Source organism: Streptomyces sp. NPDC040410 (assembly GCF_055595715.1).
In genome coordinates, this window is record NZ_JBVIVK010000034.1 from 25,140 (window position 1) to 43,642 (window position 18,503).

The 18,503-nt window shown below is 74.4% G+C and carries 1 protein-coding gene; it reads right to left on the minus strand.

Annotated elements, in window-relative coordinates:
* Window positions 1–19: 19 nt before the first annotated feature.
* Window positions 20–18,481, minus strand: a complete 18,462-nt coding sequence (locus ACZ562_RS36125; protein WP_471188417.1) for a type I polyketide synthase — start codon at window positions 18,479–18,481, stop codon at window positions 20–22.
* Between the last annotated feature and the right edge of the window lie 22 nt (window positions 18,482–18,503).

The following is an 18,503-nucleotide window of genomic DNA, read 5'->3' on the forward strand; positions in this document are numbered from 1 at the left end:
AAAGGTAGAGCGCCAAGAACTAGGAATTTTCTAGATCTTGATCGATCAGATCGAAGATGTCGTCGATCGTCGCGTCCTGGAGCTGTCGCTGCGCATCGGCGGATTCCGCGCCTTGCTCTCCGGCGGAGTTCACCAGGGACAGCAGTTCCTGCAGCCGCCTCCGCACCCCCGACCGGACCGTCTCCTCGGCCGAGGCGGCCGTCGAAATCAGCGACTCCAGCCGGTCGAGCTCGCCGAAGACCGACACCTCCTCCGGGCCCGTCTCGCCGGCCAGTTCGCTCCGCAGGTGGCGGGCGATCGCCTCGGGCGTCGGGTGGTCGAAGACCAGCGTCGCGGGCAGGGTCAGGCCGGTGTCGGCAGTGAGCAGGTTGCGCAGCTCCACCGCGGTCAGGGAGTCGAAGCCGAGGTCCCGGAACGCCAGGTCCGGTTGCACCGCCGCGGAGCCGCTGTGGCCGAGTACGGCCGCCGCGTGCGCGCACACCGTGTCCACGAGCAGGCGTTGCTGTTCGTCTTCGGACAGCGTGGACAGCTTCGCGTTGAGCGCGGACGGCTCCGCGGCCTGCTCGGCGGGCTCCTCCGCGAGGACGTCCCCGACCTCGGGCAGGTCGCTCAGCAGCGCGCTCGGCCTGCTGACGGTGAACGGGACGACGAACCGCTCCCAGTCCACGTCGGCCACCGTGACCGTGCCGTCCCCGCCGCTCAGTGCGTCGTGCAGGGCGGAGATCGCCCGGTCCGGCCGCAGCACGGTCAGACCGCGCTGCCGCAGCCGCTCCTCGTCCCCGGCGTCGGCGACCATGCCGCCCTCGCCCCACGGGCCCCAGGCGATGGCGGTCGCGGCGAGGCCCCGGGCCCGCCGGTGCTGCGCCAGGCCGTCGAGGAAGGCGTTCGCGGCCGAGTACGCGGCCTGCCCGCCGCCTCCCCACACGCCGGAGACGGAGGAGAAGAGGACGAAGGCGTCCAGCTCCTGATCGCCGAGCAGTTCGTCAAGGTGCACGGCCCCGACGGCCTTCGCGGCGACCGTCGCCGCGAAGTCGCCGAGGCTCGTCTCGGCGAGCATGCCCGCCTCGGCGGTGCCCGCCGTGTGGACGACGGCGTCCACCGGGTGCTCGGCGAGCAGCGCGGCCAGCGCCTCGCGGTCGGCCACGTCACAGGCGGCGACGGTCACGCGCACGCCCGCCTCCTCCAGCTCGGCCTTGAGGCCGGCGGCGTCGGGGGCGTCGAGACCGCGGCGGCTGGTGAGCACCAGGTGCTCCGCACCCCCACCGGCGAGCCAGCGGGCCACGTGCCCGCCCAGCGCACCCGTACCACCGGTGATCAGGACGGTCCCGCGCGGCGACCACGAACGGTCGCTCCGGGCTGCGGGCAGACGCGACAGGCGCCGCACGAATACCCCGCGGTCGCGGATCGCGACCTGGTCCTCGGCCGACTGGCCGAGCACCGTGGCGAGTCGGCCGACGACTCGGTCGTCGACCGTGCCGGGAAGGTCGACGAGACCGCCCCAGCGCGGCGCGTGCTCCAGCGCCGCCACCCGGCCCAGACCCCAGACCTGGGACTGGTACGGGTCCGTCACCTCGTCGGCGGGGCTCACGCCCACCGCATTCCGGGTCGCGCACCATAGGGGGGCGCCGATGCCCGCGTCGCCCAGGGCCTGGACGAGCAGGACGGACAGCGCGACGCCGGCGGTCAGTGCGGCGGCCGCCGGGGCGGCCTCGCCGTCGACGGCGAGCAGCGACAGGACGCCCGCCACGGTCTCGTCACCGGCCGCCCGGGCGAGCTGCGCGGTCAGGTCCTCACGGCCGGTGGCCGGCTCGACCGGGACCGGCAGCGGGGCCAGGCCCCGCTCGGTCAGCCCGCGGAGGCAGGCGGTGACCCAGTCGTCGCCGAGTTGCGCGGCGCTGACCGGAACCAGCCATACACCGATCCGGGCAGGGCCCTCCGGGGAGGGATCGGGTATCGCTTTCCAGGTGACGGCGTAGCGCCAGCCGTCCACGGTGGACTGCTCCTTGCGCTGCCGCCGCCACGACGACAGCCTCGGCAGCACGTCGCTGAACGCGTCTCCTGCCCCGATGTCGAGGGTCTCGGCGAGGGCCCGCAGGTCCTCGCGCTCCACTGTCTCCCAGAACTCCGCGTCCACCGGGTCCGCCGCCGCGGCGGCGGCGGCGGTTTCCGGGGCGTCGACCCAGTACCGCTCGTGCTGGAAGGCGTAGGTCGGCAGGTCGGTCTTCCGCGCACCGGCGAAGAACGAGTTCCAGTCCACGGACACGCCGCGCGTGTGCAGATGGGCCAGGGCCGTCACGAGTGCCTGCCGTTCGGGGCGGTCGGCTCGGAGTACGGGGATGGTGACGATGTCGTCCACACAGCCCTGCGCCATGCCGCTCAGGACACCGCCGGGACCGACCTCCACGAACGTGGTCACACCAAGGCCGCCGAGGGTCTCGATGCCGTCGGCGAAGCGCACCGCCTCGCGCACGTGCCGCACCCAGTACCCGGCGGTGTACGGCTCCGCCAGCCGGCCGGTGAGGTTCGAGACCACCGGGATCCGCGGCTCGTTGAAGGCCAGACCCCGGACGACCTCCGCGAACTCCTCCAGCATCGGATCCATCAACGGCGAGTGGAACGCGTGACTGACCTTCAACCGGGAGGTCCTGCGGCCCTGTTGGGTGAAGACCTCGGCGATCTCCAGCACGGCATCCTCGGCTCCGGAGACCACCACGGACTCCGGGCCGTTGACCGCCGCGATGCCGACGCCGCCGGTCAGATGCGGCAGCACCTCGTCCTCGGCCGCCTGGACCGCCACCATCGCACCACCCGCGGGCAGCGCCTGCATCAACACGGCACGCGCCGACACCAGCTTCACCGCGTCGTCCAGCGACAACACACCCGCCACATGCGCAGCCGCGATCTCACCCACCGAATGACCGGCCACACAATCCGGCCGCACGCCCCAGGATTCGAGGAGCCGGAACAGCGCCACCTCGACCGCGAAGAGCGCGGGCTGGGTGCACCCGGTCCGGTGCAGGCTCTCGGCGTCGACGTCGACCGGCGCGTCCAGACGCGCACACACCTCGTCGTACGCATCGGCGAAGACGGGGAACGCCGCGTACAACTCACGCCCCATACCGATCCGCTGCGAACCCTGACCCGAGAACAGAAAGCCGACCTTGCCTCCCGGCCGGCCCTGGACGACGCCGGGCGACGGCATTCCGGCGGCCAGGCAGTCCAGTCCGCGGCGGAAGTCGTCACAGCTCTCGCCGATGACGGCCGCTCTGTGGCGCAGGGCGCTCCGGGTGGTGGCCAGCGAAAAGCCGACATCGGCCGGTGACGTGCCGTCCTCCACGAAGGCCAGCAGCCGTCGTGCCTGGTCGCGCAGCGCAGCGCTGCTCTTGGCGGAGAGCACCCACGGCAGGAGCGTCGGCGCCGGGGCGGCGGTGGCCTCCTCGGCCGGGGCCTGCGGGGCCTGTTCGATGATGGTGTGGGCGTTGGTGCCGCTGACGCCGAAGGACGACACGGCTGCACGGCGCGGGCGGTCCGTCTCGGGCCAGTCGACGGCCTCGGTCAGCAGCCGGACGTCTCCGGCCGACCAGTCCACGTGCGGTGTGGGTTCGTCGACGTGCAGGGTCCGCGGGAGCACGCCGTGGCGCATGGCCATGACCATCTTGATGACACCGGCGACACCCGCGGCGGCCTGCGTGTGGCCGATGTTGGACTTCAGCGAGCCCAGCCACAGCGGCTGTCCGTCGGGCCGCTCCCGGCCGTACGTGGCGAGGAGCGCCTGCGCCTCGATCGGGTCACCCAGCTTCGTCCCCGTACCGTGCGCCTCCACCGCGTCGATGTCGGCGGCGGTGAGGCCCGCGGAGGTGAGTGCCTGCCGGATGACCCGCTGCTGCGCGGGGCCGTTGGGCGCGGTCAGGCCGTTGGACGCGCCGTCCTGGTTCACGGCGCTGCCCCGCACCACGGCCAGCACCCGGTGCCCGTTGCGGCGGGCGTCGGACAGCCGCTCCACCAGGAGCATGCCGACGCCCTCGGCCCAGCCGGTGCCGTCGGCGGCGGCGCCGAACGCCTTGCACCGGCCGTCGGCGGCCAGCCCGCGCTGGCGGCTGAACTCCACGAAGGCACGCGGGGTGGACATGACCATCACGCCGCCGGCCAGCGCCATGGAGCACTCGCCGTTACGGAGGGCCTGGACCGCCCAGTGCAGGGCCACGAGCGACGACGAGCACGCCGTGTCGACCGTGACGGCCGGTCCTTCCAGGCCGAGGGTGTAGGCGATACGGCCGGACATGATGCTCGCCGAGTTGCCCGTGCCGAAGAAGCCCTCGGAATCGTCGATCGCGTGGAAGGCCTGGGCGGCGTAGTCCTGGTAGCCGGAGCCGACGAAGACTCCGGTACGGCTGCCGCGCACCGAATCCGCGTCGATGCCGGCCCGCTCGAAGGTCTCCCACGTGGTCTCCAGCAGCAGGCGCTGCTGCGGATCCATCGCCACGGCCTCACGCGGGCTGATCCCGAAGAACCCCGGGTCGAACTCCCCCGCCTCGTACAGGAATCCACCGCGGCGGGTGTACGTCTTGCCGGACGCGTCCGGGTCCGGGTCGTAGATGCCCTCCACGTCCCAGCCGCGGTCCGCCGGGAAGTCGCCCACGGCGTCGCCGCCGGAGACCACCAGCTGCCACAGGTCCTCGGGCGAGCGCACCCCGCCCGGGTAGCGGCACGCCATGCCGACGACCGCGATGGGGTCGTCGTCCTCGGCGGGCGCGGCGGCCGCTTCGGGTGCGGCCGCGATGGTGAGGCCGGTGAGCTCGGTGCGCAGCTGCCGGGCGAGGGCCAGGGCGTTGGGGTGGTCGAAGACCAGCGTGGGGGGCAGTGCGAGGCCGGTCTCGGCGTTGAGCTTGTTGCGCAGTTCGACCGCGGTCAGGGAGTCGAAGCCCAGGTCCTTGAAGGCCCGGTCGGCCTCGACCTCGCCGGCGCCGTCGTGGCCGAGGACGGCCGCCGCGTGTGCGCGGACGAGGTCGACCAGCAGCGCGTGCTGCTCGGTCTCGCGCATCCTGGTGAGGCGGTCGGCCAGGGGCGAGGCGGCGGCCGTGCCGGGCCCGCCGCCGGTGCTGCCCGCGGTGGGGATCAGGTCGGCCTCCGGGAGGTCGCCGAGCAGGGCGCTCGGGCGGCCCACGGTGAACGGGGGCAGGAACCGCTCCCAGTCGACGTCGGCCACCGTGGCGGTCGCCTCGCCGGAGTCCAGCGCCTGCCGGAGGCCGGCCACGGCGAGCTCGGCGGGCATCGGGATCAGCCCGCGGCGGCGCAGTCGTTCGTCCGCGCCGTCGGCCTCGGCCATGCCGCCGCCGGCCCACGGGCCCCAGGCCACGGCGGTCGCCGGCAGGCCTTGGGCCCGGCGGCGTTCGGCGAGTCCGTCGAGCAGGGCGTTGGCCGCCGCGTAGGCGGCCTGGTAGCCGCTGCCCCACACGCCGGCGATGGACGAGAAGAGGACGAAGGCGTCGATTTCCCGGCCGGCGAGGAGCGCGTCGAGGTGCAGGGCGCCGGCTGCCTTGGCGGACAGCACGTCGGCGAAGGCGCCCGGCGTCATGGCCTCCAGTGGCTCCATGTGGTCCACGCCCGCCGTGTGGACGACGGCGTTCACGGAGTGCTCGGCGAGCAGCGCGGCGAGCGCCTCACGGTCGGCGACGTCGCACGCGGCGAGGGTGACACGGACCCCCGTCGCCTGCAGCTCTGCGACGAGACCCGACGCACCCGGCGCGTCGAGGCCGCGGCGGCTGGTGAGCACCAGGTGTTCGGCACCGGCACCGGCGAGCCAGCGGGCGACGTGCCCGCCGAGCGCACCCGTACCACCGGTGATCAGCACCGTGCCGCGCGGCGACCACCGCTGCCCGGCCCGCGTGTTCCGGCGGGCGGCGGTGTGGGACAGCCTGCGGCCGAACACGCCGCGGGCGCGGATCGCGACCTGGTCCTCGGCCGACTGGCCGAGGACCGCGGCGAGGCGGCCGGCGACCCGGTCGTCGACCGTGTCCGGGAGGTCGATCAGACCGCCCCAGCGCGGCGCGTGCTCCAGCGCGGCGACCCGGCCGAGACCCCAGACGGCGTTCTGGGCGGCGCTCGGCACCGCGTCCGCCCGGCCGGTGGACATGGCGGACCTGGTCAGTGCCCACAGCGGGGCGTCGATGCCCGCGTCGCCCAGGGCCTGGACGAGCGCGAGGGACAGCGCGGTGCCGATGGAGAGGGCCGGGTGTCCGGCGTGGGGCCGCTCGTCGGTGCCGAGCAGGGAGATCACACCGTCGACCGGGGTCTCCCGGACGGCGTCGCCGAGCTGCCGCAACAGTGCGCCGCGGTCCGCGGCGGGGTCGACCGCCACCCGGACCAGCCGGGCCCCGCGGGCGGCGAGGCCGTCGGCGACGGCGGCGGTCCACTCGACGGCCGAGGTGTCCTCCGTGACCAGGAACAGCCAGTCGCCCGGCAGTTCGTGCGCCCGGAGGCCGCTGAGCGGCTGCCAGCCCGTGCGGTAGGACCAGCCTTCCACGGCGGACTCCCGGCGCTGCTGCCGGCGCCACGCGGACAGCCGGGGCAGCACCGCGTCCAGCTGCTCGGCGGGCAGGTCGAGGGTGGCGGCGAGGGACTGGGCGTCCTCGCGCTCCACCGTCTCCCAGAACCCGGCCTCCACGGTGTCGGTCCCCGCGACGGCGGCGGCCGTGGGCGCGGTGGTCTCCAGCCAGTACCGCTGGTGCTGGAAGGCGTAGGTGGGCAGGTCGGCGCGCCGGGCGCCGCGGCCGGCGAAGAACGCCTGCCAGTCGACGGGGACGCCGTGCACGTGGAGCTGCGCGACGGCGCCGGTGATCGCCTCGGGCTCGGGGCTGCCGGACCGTGCGGAGGCAACGGCGACCGCGCCGTCCAGGCAGCCCTGGGCCATGGCGCTCAGCACCGCGCCGGGGCCGGTCTCCACGAACGTGGTCACGCCCAGCTCGCCCAGGGTCCGGATGCCGTCGGCGAAGCGCACGGCCTCGCGGACGTGCCGGACCCAGTAGTCCGCCGTGTACGCGTCGATGAGCTCACCGGTGAGGTTCGAGACGACCGGTGTCCGGGGCGTCTCGAAGCGCAGACCGCCGACGACGCGGGCGAAGTCCTCCAGCACGGTGTCCATCAGCGGCGAGTGGAACGCGTGGCTCACGGTGAGCCGGGAGATCTTGCGGCCCTCCCGGGCGAAGAAGTCCGCGACGGCGGCCACGGCGTGCTCGGCTCCGGAGACCACGACGGACTGCGGCCCGTTGATCGCCGCGATGTCGGCGTCGTCGGTGAGGTGCGGCAGCATCTCGTCCTCGGTGGCCTGGACGGCGATCATCGCCCCGCCGGCGGGCAGGGCCTGCATGAGCGCGGCACGAGCCGTCACCAGTGCGGCCGCGTCCTCCAGCGACACGGCCCCGGCCACGTGCGCGGCCGCGATCTCGCCCACGGAGTGCCCGGCCAGGTAGTCCGGCCGCACGCCCCACGACTCCAGCAGGCGGTGGACGGCGACCTCGTGCGCGAACAGCGCGGGCTGGGTGAAGGCGGTGCGGTTCAGCTCCTCGCCGTCCTCGTGACCGTTCTCGCCGAAGGCCACGTCCCGCAGTGGCCGGTCGAGGTGCCGGTCGAGGTGGGCACACACCTCGTCGTACGCCTCCGCGAAGACCGGGAACGCCTCGTACAGTTGCCGCCCCATGCCGATGCGCTGCGAGCCCTGCCCGGAGAACAGGAACCCGACCCGGCCGGCGTCGGCACGGCCGAGGACGACGCCCGGAGCGGGCGCCCCCGAGGCCAGGGCCCGCAGGCCCTCGGCGATCCGGCCGCGGTCGGCACCGACCACGGCGGCGCGGTGCTCCAGGGCGGCCCGGGTGGTGGCCAGCGAGAGGCCGACGTCGGTGAGGGACGGTTCGGCACCGTCGGTGGTGAGGGACAGCAGGCGCTCGGCCTGGGCGCGCAGCGCGGCCTCGGACTTGCCGGACAGTACCCACGGCACGGTCCCCGTGGCGACCTCGACCGGTACGACGGCGGCCGGTTCGGCCACCGGGGCCTGCTCGATGATCGTGTGGGCGTTGGTGCCGCTGACGCCGAAGGACGAGATCGCGGCGCGGCGCGGGCGGTCCGTCTCCGGCCAGCCGACGGCCTCCGTCAGCAGCCGCACGGCGCCCGCCGACCAGTCCACGTGCGGCGTCGGCTCATCAGCGTGCAGTGTCCGCGGAAGGACGCCGTGGCGCATCGCCATCACCATCTTGATCACACCGGCGACGCCGGACGCCGCCTGGGCGTGACCGATGTTGGACTTCAGCGAGCCCAGCCACAGCGGCCGGTCCTCCGGGCGCTCCCGGCCGTACGTGGCGAGCAGCGCCTGCGCCTCGATCGGGTCACCCAGAGCGGTGCCCGTACCGTGCGCCTCCACCGCGTCGACATCGGCCTCGGTGAGCCCGGCGGAGGCCAGGGCCTGCCGGATGACCCGCTGCTGCGCCGGGCCGTTCGGCGCGGTCAGACCGTTGGACGCGCCGTCCTGGTTGACCGCACTGCCCCGTACGACCGCGAGGACCTCGTGGCCGTTGCGCACGGCGTCGCTGAGGCGCTCCACGAGCACCACGCCCACGCCTTCCGCCCAGCCGGTGCCGTCAGCGCCGGCGCCGAACGCCTTGCACCGTCCGTCAGGGGCCAGCCCGCGCTGGCGGCTGAACTCCACGAACGCGGCCGGTACGGCCATGACGTTCACACCGCCCGCGACGGCCATCGTGCTCTCGCCGTTGCGCAGCGACTGGATGGCCAGGTGCAGGGCGACCAGCGACGACGAGCACGCCGTGTCGACGGTGACGGCCGGGCCCTCCAGGCCGAACGAGTAGGCCACGCGCCCGGAGACGACGCTCGCGGCGCTGCCGGTGAGCAGGTGGCCCTCGACGCCTTCCGGGACCTGCGGGAGGCCCGCGCCGTAGCCCTGGTAGGACATGCCGACGAACACGCCGGTGCGGCTGCCCTTCAGGGAGGCCGGGTCGATGCCGGCCCGCTCGAACGCCTCCCACGAGGCCTCCAGCAGCAGGCGCTGCTGGGGGTCCATCGCGAGCGCCTCGCGCGGCGAGATCCCGAACAGTGCGGCGTCGAAGTCGCCCGCGTCGTAGAGGAAGCCGCCGTCGCGCGCGTATGTCCTGCCCGGGGTGCCCGGGTCGGGGTCGTAGAGGTCCTCGACGTCCCAGCCGCGGTCCTCGGGGAAGCCGGAGATCGCGTCGCCGCCGGACGCCACGAGCCGCCACAGGTCCTCGGGCGAGCCGACGCCGCCGGGGAGGCGGCAGCTCATGCCCACGATCGCGATGGGTTCGTCGACGACGGCGGCCGCGCGCTGCTCCTGCTGCGCGGCGCCCCGCGAACCGAGCAGTCCGGCGCGCAGGAACCGGGCCAGGGCCGTGGCGTCGGGGTAGTCGAAGACCAGCGTGGTGGGCAGCTTCAGGCCGGTGTGGGCCATGAGTTTGTTGCGCAGTTCGACGGCGGTGAGCGAGTCGAAGCCGAGGTCGTTGAAGGCCCGGCCGGGCTCCACCGCCGCGGCGCCGTCGTGGCCGAGTACGGCGGCCGCGTGCGTGCGGACGAGGTCCACCAGCGTGCGGTCCTGCTCGCCCGCCGGCAGCCCGGTCAGCTGCGCGGTGAGCGCGTCGCCGACTTCCGCGCCGCCGGAGGCCGGCGCCTCCAGGGCGCGGCGCGCCTCGGGCACGTCGGAGAACAGGGCGCTGGGGCGGGTGACGGTGAACGGGCCGATGAACCGCTCCCAGTCGAAGTCCGCGACGGTGAGGGCGGTCTCGCCGTCGGCCAGCGCCTGCTGGAGCGCGGAGATCGCGAGGGCGGGCTGCATGGGGGGCAGGCCGCGGCGGCGCAGCATCTCCTCTCCGTCGCCGACGCCGGCCATGCCGCCCCCGGCCCAGCCGCCCCAGGAGACGGCGAGCGCGGTGCGCCCGAGTGCCCGCCGGTACTCGGCGAGGGCGTCCAGGTAGGCGTTGGCCGCAGAGTAGGCGCCCTGGCCGGCGCCGCCCCAGATACCGGCGCCCGAGGAGAACATGACGAACGCGTCGAGCTCCTGACCGGCCAGCAGTTCGTCCAGGTGCGTGGCACCCGCGGCCTTGGCCGCCACCGTGGCGGCGAAGGCGGCCGGGTCGGAGTCCTCGATCATGACGTGGTCGCCGACGCCGGCGGCGTGGACGACGGCGTTGACGGGGTGCTCGGCCAGCAGCGCGCGCAGGGCGTCACGGTCGGCCGCGTCACAGGCCACGACGGTCGCGGCCGCGCCGAGCTCCTCCAACTCCGCGACGAGCTCCGCGGCGCCGGGCGCCGCGGGCCCGCGGCGACTGGTGAGCACCAGGCGCTCGGCACCCGCACCGGCCAGCCGGCGGGCGACGTGGCCGCCCAGCGCACCCGTACCGCCGGTGATCAGCACCGTGCCGCGCGGCGACCACCCCTGGGCGGAGCCGGTGGCGCGGGCGGCCCGGACGAGCCGGCGCCCGAAGACGCCCGAGGCGCGGACCGCCACCTGGTCCTCGGCCGTCTGGCCGAGGACGGCGGCCACGCGGGCCGCGGTGCGGGCGTCCAGCAGATCGGGAAGGTCGAGCAGTCCACCCCAGCGCTGCGGGTATTCCAGCGCCGCCGCCCGGCCGAAGCCCCACACCTGCGACTGCAGCGGGCGGTTCACGCGGTCGGAGCGGCCGGTGGCCACCGCGCCGCGCGTGGCGCACCACAGCGGGACGTCGACGCCCGCGTCGCCGAGCGCCTGCACCAGGCAGAGGGTCGCGGCGAGGCCGTGCGACAGGCCGGGGCGGCCGGCCGAGGCGCTCTCGTCCTCGGCGAGCAGGGACAGCACGCCGGTCACCGGGCCGACGCCGGCCAGCTCGCGGGCGAGCGTCCCACGGTCGGTGCCGGGCCCGGCGACGAGCGTCACCAGTTCCAGGCCGCGCTCGCCGAGCGCGGTGCGGACCGAGTCGGCCCACTCGCTCTCGCCGGCCACGACGAGCAGCCAGGTCCCGGACGCACCGGGCTGAGGGAGCGCGCCGAGCGGCTTCCACGTGACGCGGTAGCGCCAGCCATCGACCACGGACTGCTCGCGGCGCTGACGGCGCCACGCGGACAGCCGGGGCAGGAGCGCGCTCAGCGAGGCGTCCGCGCCGACGCCCAGGGTCGCGGCGAGGGACTCCGCGTCCTCGCGCTCCACGCTGTCCCAGAAGCCGGAGTCCGCCGCGTCGGCCGGGGTGCCGGCGGCGGCCGGGTCCTCGTCCCCGTCCAGCCAGAAGCGCTCGCGCTGGAAGGCGTAGGTGGGCAAGGTGACGCGGTGAGCGCCGGGGAAGAGGGCCTGCCAGTCCGGGGAGGCGCCGTGCACGTGCAGTTCGGCGAGCGCGGTGACGACGGCCTGCCGTTCGGGGCGGTCGGCTCGGAGTACGGGGATGGTGACGATGTCGTCCACACAGCCCTGCGCCATGCCGCTCAGGACACCGCCGGGACCGACCTCCACGAACGTGGTCACACCAAGGCCGCCGAGGGTCTGGATGCCGTCGGCGAAGCGCACCGCCTCGCGCACGTGCCGCACCCAGTACTCGGGGGTGTACGGCTCCGCCAGCCGGCCGGTGAGGTTCGAGACCACCGGGATCCGCGGCTCGTTGAAGGCCAGACCCCGGACGACCTCCGCGAACTCCTCCAGCATCGGATCCATCAACGGCGAGTGGAACGCGTGACTGACCTTCAACCGGGAGGTCCTGCGGCCCTGTTGGGTGAAGACCTCGGCGATCTCCAGCACGGCATCCTCGGCTCCGGAGACCACCACGGACTCCGGGCCGTTGACCGCCGCGATGCCGACGCCGCCGGTCAGATGCGGCAGCACCTCGTCCTCGGCCGCCTGGACCGCCACCATCGCACCACCCGCGGGCAGCGCCTGCATCAACGCGGCACGCGCCGACACCACCTTCGCCGCATCCTCAAGCGACAACACACCCGCCACATGCGCAGCCGCGATCTCACCCACCGAATGACCGGCCACACAATCCGGCCGCACGCCCCAGGATTCGAGGAGCCGGAACAGCGCCACCTCGACCGCGAAGAGCGCGGGCTGGGTGCACCCGGTCCGGTGCAGGCTCTCGGCGTCGACGTCGACCGGCGCGTCCAGACGCGCACACACCTCGTCGTACGCATCGGCGAAGACGGGGAACGCCGCGTACAACTCACGCCCCATACCGATCCGCTGCGAACCCTGACCCGAGAACAGAAAGCCGACCTTGCCCTCGGAGCGGGCGCGTCCCAGCGTCACGTTCGCCGCCGGTTCGCCGGCGGCGAGGGCGGTGAGGGCTTGCCGGAGCCTGTCCGAGCCCTGTGCCAGGACCACCGCGCGGTCTTCGAACGTCTCGCGGGAGGCCAGGGAGAGACCGATGTCGGAAGCCGTCCAGCCGTGGTGCGCGTCGAGGTGGCCGGCCAGCCGGGCCGCCTGGGCGCGCAGCGCCGGCTCGCCCTTGCCCGACAGCACCCACGGCACGAGCGCGCCGGAGTCGGGCGTGGGGAGCAGCTCCGCCGTGGCGGGGGCCTCCTCGATGATGGTGTGGGCGTTGGTGCCGCTGACGCCGAAGGACGAGATCGCGGCGCGGCGCGGGCGGTCCGACTCGGGCCATGCGACGGCCTCGTTCAGCAGCCGGACGTCACCGGCCGACCAGTCCACGTGCGGCGTCGGCTCGTCCGCGTGCAGTGTCCGGGGCAGGATGCCGTGGCGCATCGCCATGACCATCTTGATCACACCTGCCACACCTGCCGCGGCCTGTGTGTGGCCGATGTTGGACTTCAGCGAGCCCAGCCACAGCGGCCGGTCCTCCGGCCGCTCCCGCCCGTACGTGGCGAGCAGCGCCTGTGCCTCGATCGGGTCACCCAGCGTCGTGCCCGTGCCGTGCGCCTCGACGGCGTCCACGTCGCCCGGAGCGAGCGCGGCCGAGGCCAGGGCCTGGCGGATCACCCGCTGCTGCGCCGGACCGTTCGGCGCGGTCAGACCGTTGGACGCGCCGTCCTGGTTCACGGCGCTGCCCCTTACGACCGCGAGGACCTCGTGGCCGTTGCGCACAGCGTCGGAGAGGCGCTCCACGAGCACCACGCCCACGCCCTCCGCCCAGCCGGTGCCGTCAGCGCCGGCGCCGAACGCCCGGCAGCGGCCGTCGGGCGACAGGCCGCGCTGGCGGCTGAACTCCACGAAGACGCTCGGGCTGGCCATGACGGTGACGCCGCCGGCCAGGGCCATCGTGCACTCGCCGTTGCGCAGCGACTGCATGGCCAGGTGCAGGGCGACCAGGGACGACGAGCAGGCCGTGTCGATCGTGACGGCGGGGCCTTCGAGTCCGAAGGTGTAGGCCACCCGCCCGGAGACGACGCTGGACGCGCCGCCGACGAGCCGGTGTCCCTCGACGCCTTCCGGCGTGCTGCGCACATCGGCTCCGTAGCCCTGGTAGGCCATGCCGACGAAGACGCCGGTCCGGCTGCCGCGCAGCTGCGCGGGGGCGATCCCGGCCCGCTCGAAGGTCTCCCACGAGGTCTCCAGCATCAGGCGCTGCTGCGGGTCCATCGCCAGGGCCTCCCGCGGCGAGATCCCGAAGAAGCCGGCGTCGAAGTCGGTGGCACCGTAGAGGAATCCGCCGTCGCGCGCGTACGTCTTGCCGGGGCGATCGGGGTCGGCATCGTAGAGGGCCTCGACGTCCCAGCCGCGGTCCGACGGGAAGTCGGAGATGGCGTCGCCGCCGGATGTCACCAGGTCCCACAGGGCCTCGGGCGAGTCGACGCCGCCGGGCAGGTGGCAGCTCATCGCCACGATGGCGATGGGCTCCTCGTCGGCGGCCGCGTGCTGCTCCTGCTCCACGGCGGCCCGCGATCCGAGCAGCTCGCTCTGCAGGAAGCGGGCGAGCGCCGTGCTGTTGGGGTGGTCGAACACCAGCGTGGGGGGCAGCGCGAGGCCGGTGGCCGTGTTCACGGCGTTGCGGAGTTCGACGGCGGTCAGGGAGTCGAAGCCGAGGTCCTTGAAGGCCCGGTCGTGCTCGACCTCCACCGCCGAGGAGTGGCCCAGTACGGCCGCGACGTGCGCGCGGACCAGGTCGATCAGGGTCTCCGTGCGCTCGGCCTCCGGCAGTCCGGCGAGCCGGGCCGCCAGGGGCGCGGCGCCGGCGGCGGCGTCGGCCGGTGCGGCGGTGCCCACGCGGCGTACCTCGGGCAGCTCGGACAGCAGGGCGCTCGGGCGGCCGAGGGTGAACGGTCCGATGAACCGTTCCCAGTCGATGTCGGCCACGACGACCGCGGTGTCGTCGCAGTCCAGGGCGCGCTGGACCGCGGTGACGGCGAGTGCGGCGGGCAGGGTGACGACGCCGCGGCGGCGCAGGTGCTCCTCGTCGGCGTCGGTGACCATGCCGCCGTCGGCCCAGGGGCCCCAGGCGATCGCGGTGGCGGTCAGGCCCCGGGCCCTCCGCCGGGCGGCGAGCCCGTCGAGGAAGGCGTTGCCGGCCGCGTAGGCGGTCTGCAGGCCGCTGCCCCAGACGCCGGCGATCGACGAGAAGAGGACGAAGGCGTCCAGCTCGCGGTCGCCGAGCAGGTCGTCCAGGTGTGCGGCACCGCGGGCCTTCGCCGCCACCGCGCGGGTGAAGTCGGCCGGTGTCAGCTCGTCGAAGGGGGCGAACTGTTCCACGCCCGCGGCGTGGAAGACGGAGGTGAAGGTGTGCCCGGCGAGCAGCGCCGCCAGCGCGTCGCGGTCGGCGACGTCGCACACGGCGAGGGTGACGCGCGCTCCCAGCTCCTCCAGTTCGGCCTTGAGCGCGGTCGCGCCGGGCGCGTCGGCGCCGCGGCGGCTGGTGAGCACCAGGTGTTCGGCACCGGCACCGGCGAGCCAGCGGGCGATGTGCCCGCCCAGCGCACCCGTACCACCGGTGATCAGGGCGGTGCCGCGTGGCGACCACGACCGGCCGGCGCCGCTTCGGGCGTGGACGAGGCGGGCGGTGAACACGCCGGTGGCGCGGACGGCGACCTGGTCCTCCTGGCCATCCGCAGCGCCGGCTCCCTGGCTCAGTACGGCGGCGATACGGCCGGCGGCGCGCTCGTCGACGGCCGCGGGCAAGTCGATCAGCCCGCCCCAGCGCCGGGCGTGCTCCAGGGCCAGGGCGCGGCCGAGGCCCCACACCTGGTTCTGCACCGCGCTGAGCGGTGCGTCGTCGGAGCGGCCGGTGGCGGCGGCTCCGCGGGTGGCGCACCACAGCGGCGCGTCGACGCCCGCGTCGCCCAGCGCCTGGGCCAGGGCCACGGTCTGCGCGAGACCCTGCGAGAGCGCGGGGTGCTCGGGCGAAGCGGACTCGCCGGTCGCGAGCAGCGACAGGACGCCGTCGGGCGATCCGGCTTCGGCTGCGGCCCGGGTCAGCTCACCGGCCAGGGACGCGCGGTCGGCGTCGGCGCCGACCGTCAATGGGATCAGGTGCGCGCCGCGTCCGGCGAGGGCCGCGCGGACCGTCCCGGCCCACTCGTCGCCCTCGGGCGCGGCGAACAGCCATGTGCTGCCGGAGAGGTCGCCGGCGGACAGGCCGTTCAGCGGCTGCCAGGCCAGCTGGTAGCGCCAGCCGTCCACGACGGACTGCTCGCGCCGCTGGCGCCGCCAGGCGGACAGCTTCGGGACCACGACGTCCAGTTCCTCGGGGCTCAGCCCCAGCGTGGCGGCGAGGGACTGGGCGTCCTGGCGCTCGACGCTCGCCCAGAACTCGGCGTCGAACGCGTCCACAGCGGCCGTCTCGGCCTCGGGGGCCTCCAGCCAGTAGCGCTGCTGCTGGAAGGCGTAGGTGGGCAACTCGACGCGCCGGGCGCCCGGGAAGAGGGCCTGCCAGTCCACTTCGGCGCCGCTGACGTGCAGTTCGGCGAGCGCGGTGACGACGGCCTGCCGCTCGGGGCGGTCACCGCGCAGCAGCGGGACGGTGACCGCCTCGTCCACACAGCCCTGCGCCATGCCGCTCAGGACACCGCCCGGACCGATCTCCACGAACGTGGTCACACCCAGCTCGTGCAGGGTCCGCACGCCATCGGCGAAACGGACCGCCTCGCGGACGTGCCGCACCCAGTACTCGGGGGTGTACGGCTCCGCCAGCCGGCCGGTGAGGTTCGAGACCACCGGGATCCGCGGCTCACTGAACGTCAGACCGCGAACGACCTCCGCGAACTCCTCCAGCATCGGATCCATCAACGGCGAATGGAACGCGTGACTGACCTTCAACCGGGAGGTCCTGCGGCCCTGTTGGATGAAGACCTCGGCGATCTCCAACACGGCATCCTCGGCTCCGGAGACCACCACGGACCACGGGCCGTTGACCGCCGCGATACCGACGCCGCCGGTCAGATGCGGCAGCACCTCGTCCTCGGCCGCCTGGACCGCCACCATCGCACCACCCGCGGGCAGCGCCTGCATCAACGCGGCACGCGCCGACACCAGCTTCGCCGCATCCTCAAGCGACAACACACCCGCCACATGCGCAGCCGCGATCTCACCCACCGAATGACCGGCCACACAATCCGGCCGGACACCCCACGACTCCAGCAGCCGGAACAGCGCCACCTCAACGGCGAACAACGCCGGCTGTGTGCAACCGGTCTGGTTGAGCTGCTCCGCGTCCGCGTCGAGCGTGACGTCGAGGTGGGCGCGGATCTCGTCGTAGGCCGCGGCGAACGCCGGGAAGGCGTCGTAGAGTTCGCGGCCCATGCCGGCCCGCTGCGAGCCCTGGCCGGAGAACAGGAACCCGGTCTTGTCGCCGAGGCGGGCCGCGTTCTGGACGACGGCCGCGGACGGGGCGCCGGACGCCAGTGCCCTTACGCCTTCGGTGAGTTCCTCCAGGCTCTCGCCGACGACGGCCGCCCGGCGGTCCCAGGCGGTGCGCGTCGTGGCGAGGGAGAAGCCGATGTCGGCCGGCGAGCGGCCGGGGCCGCTCCCGCCGCTCCGGCCGTCCTCCAGGAAGGAGAGCAGGCGCTCCGCCTGCGCGCGCAGCGCCGCGTCGCTCTTCGCCGAGAGCACCCACGGCAGCGCGCCGGCGGCCGGGTCCCCGGCCGGCTCGGCGGCGGGCTCCCGGTCGAGGGCCGGGGCCTGCTCGATGATCGTGTGCGCGTTGGTGCCGCTGACGCCGAAGGAGGAGACCGCGGCGCGGCGGGGGTGGTCCGACTCGGGCCACGCGACGGCCTCGGTCAGGAGCTTGACGCCGCCCGCCGACCAGTCGACCTGAGCGGTCGGCTCGTCAACGTGCAGCGTCTGCGGCAGGACGCCGTTGCGGATGGCCATCACCATCTTGATCACACCGGCGACACCGGCGGCGGCCTGCGTGTGACCGATGTTGGACTTGATGGACCCCAGCCACAGCGGCCGGTCGCCCGAGTGCTCCTGGCCGTACGTGGCGAGCAGCGCCTCCGCCTCGATCGGGTCGCCGAGGGTGGTGGCCGTGCCGTGCGCCTCGACCGCGTCGACCTGGGCGGCGGTGAGGCGGGCGTTCTCCAGCGCCTGCCGGATCACGCGCTCTTGCGACGGGCCGTTCGGGGCCGTGAGGCCGTTGGAGGCGCCGTCCTGGTTGACGGCGCTGCCGCGGATGACGGCGAGCACGTCGTGGCCGAGTCGGCGGGCGTCGGACAACCGCTCCAGCAGGAGCACGCCGACGCCTTCGGACATGCCCGTGCCGTCGGCGGTCGAGGAGAACGCGCGGCAGCGGCCGTCGGGCGACAGGCCGCGCTGCGCACTGAACGCGATGAACGTGTTCGGCGTGGCCATCACGGTCACGCCGCCGGCCAGGGCGAGCGAGCACTCGCCGCGGCGCAGCGCCTGGGCGGCCAGGTGGAGCGCCACCAGCGAGGACGAGCAGGCCGTGTCGACGGTGACCGCCGGGCCTTCGAGGCCGAGGGCGTAGGAGATGCGGCCGGACACCACGGCGGCGGTGTTCGCGGTGACGAGGTGGGCCTCGATGTCGCTGTCGCCCTGCCGCTGGAGGTGGGCGTGGTCCTGGCCGTTGGTGCCGACGAACACGCCGGCCCGGGTGCCGCGTGCGGTGACGGGGTCGATGCCCGCGCGTTCGAGGGCCTCCCAGGAGGTCTGCAGGAGCAGCCGCTGCTGCGGGTCCATGACCAGGGCCTCGCGGGGGGAGATCCCGAAGAACGGGGGGTCGAACTCGCCGGCGTCGTAGAGGAAGCCGCCCTCGCGCACGTACGTGCGGCCCGTCCGCCCGCGCTCGGGGTCGTAGATCGTGTCCAGGTCCCAGCCGCGGTCGGTGGGGAACCCGGACACGCCGTCGCCGCCCGAGGCGACCAGTTGCCACAGGTCCTCGGGCGAGCCGACCCCGCCCGGGTAGCGGCAGGCCATCCCGACGATGGCGATGGGCTCGGTGTCCTTCGCCTCCAGCTCACCCAGCTGCCTGCGGGTCTGGCGCAGGTCCACCATCACGCGCTTGAGGTAATCCCTGAGCTTGTCGTCGTTCGACATGTTTTACGTCCTCGGTAGCAGT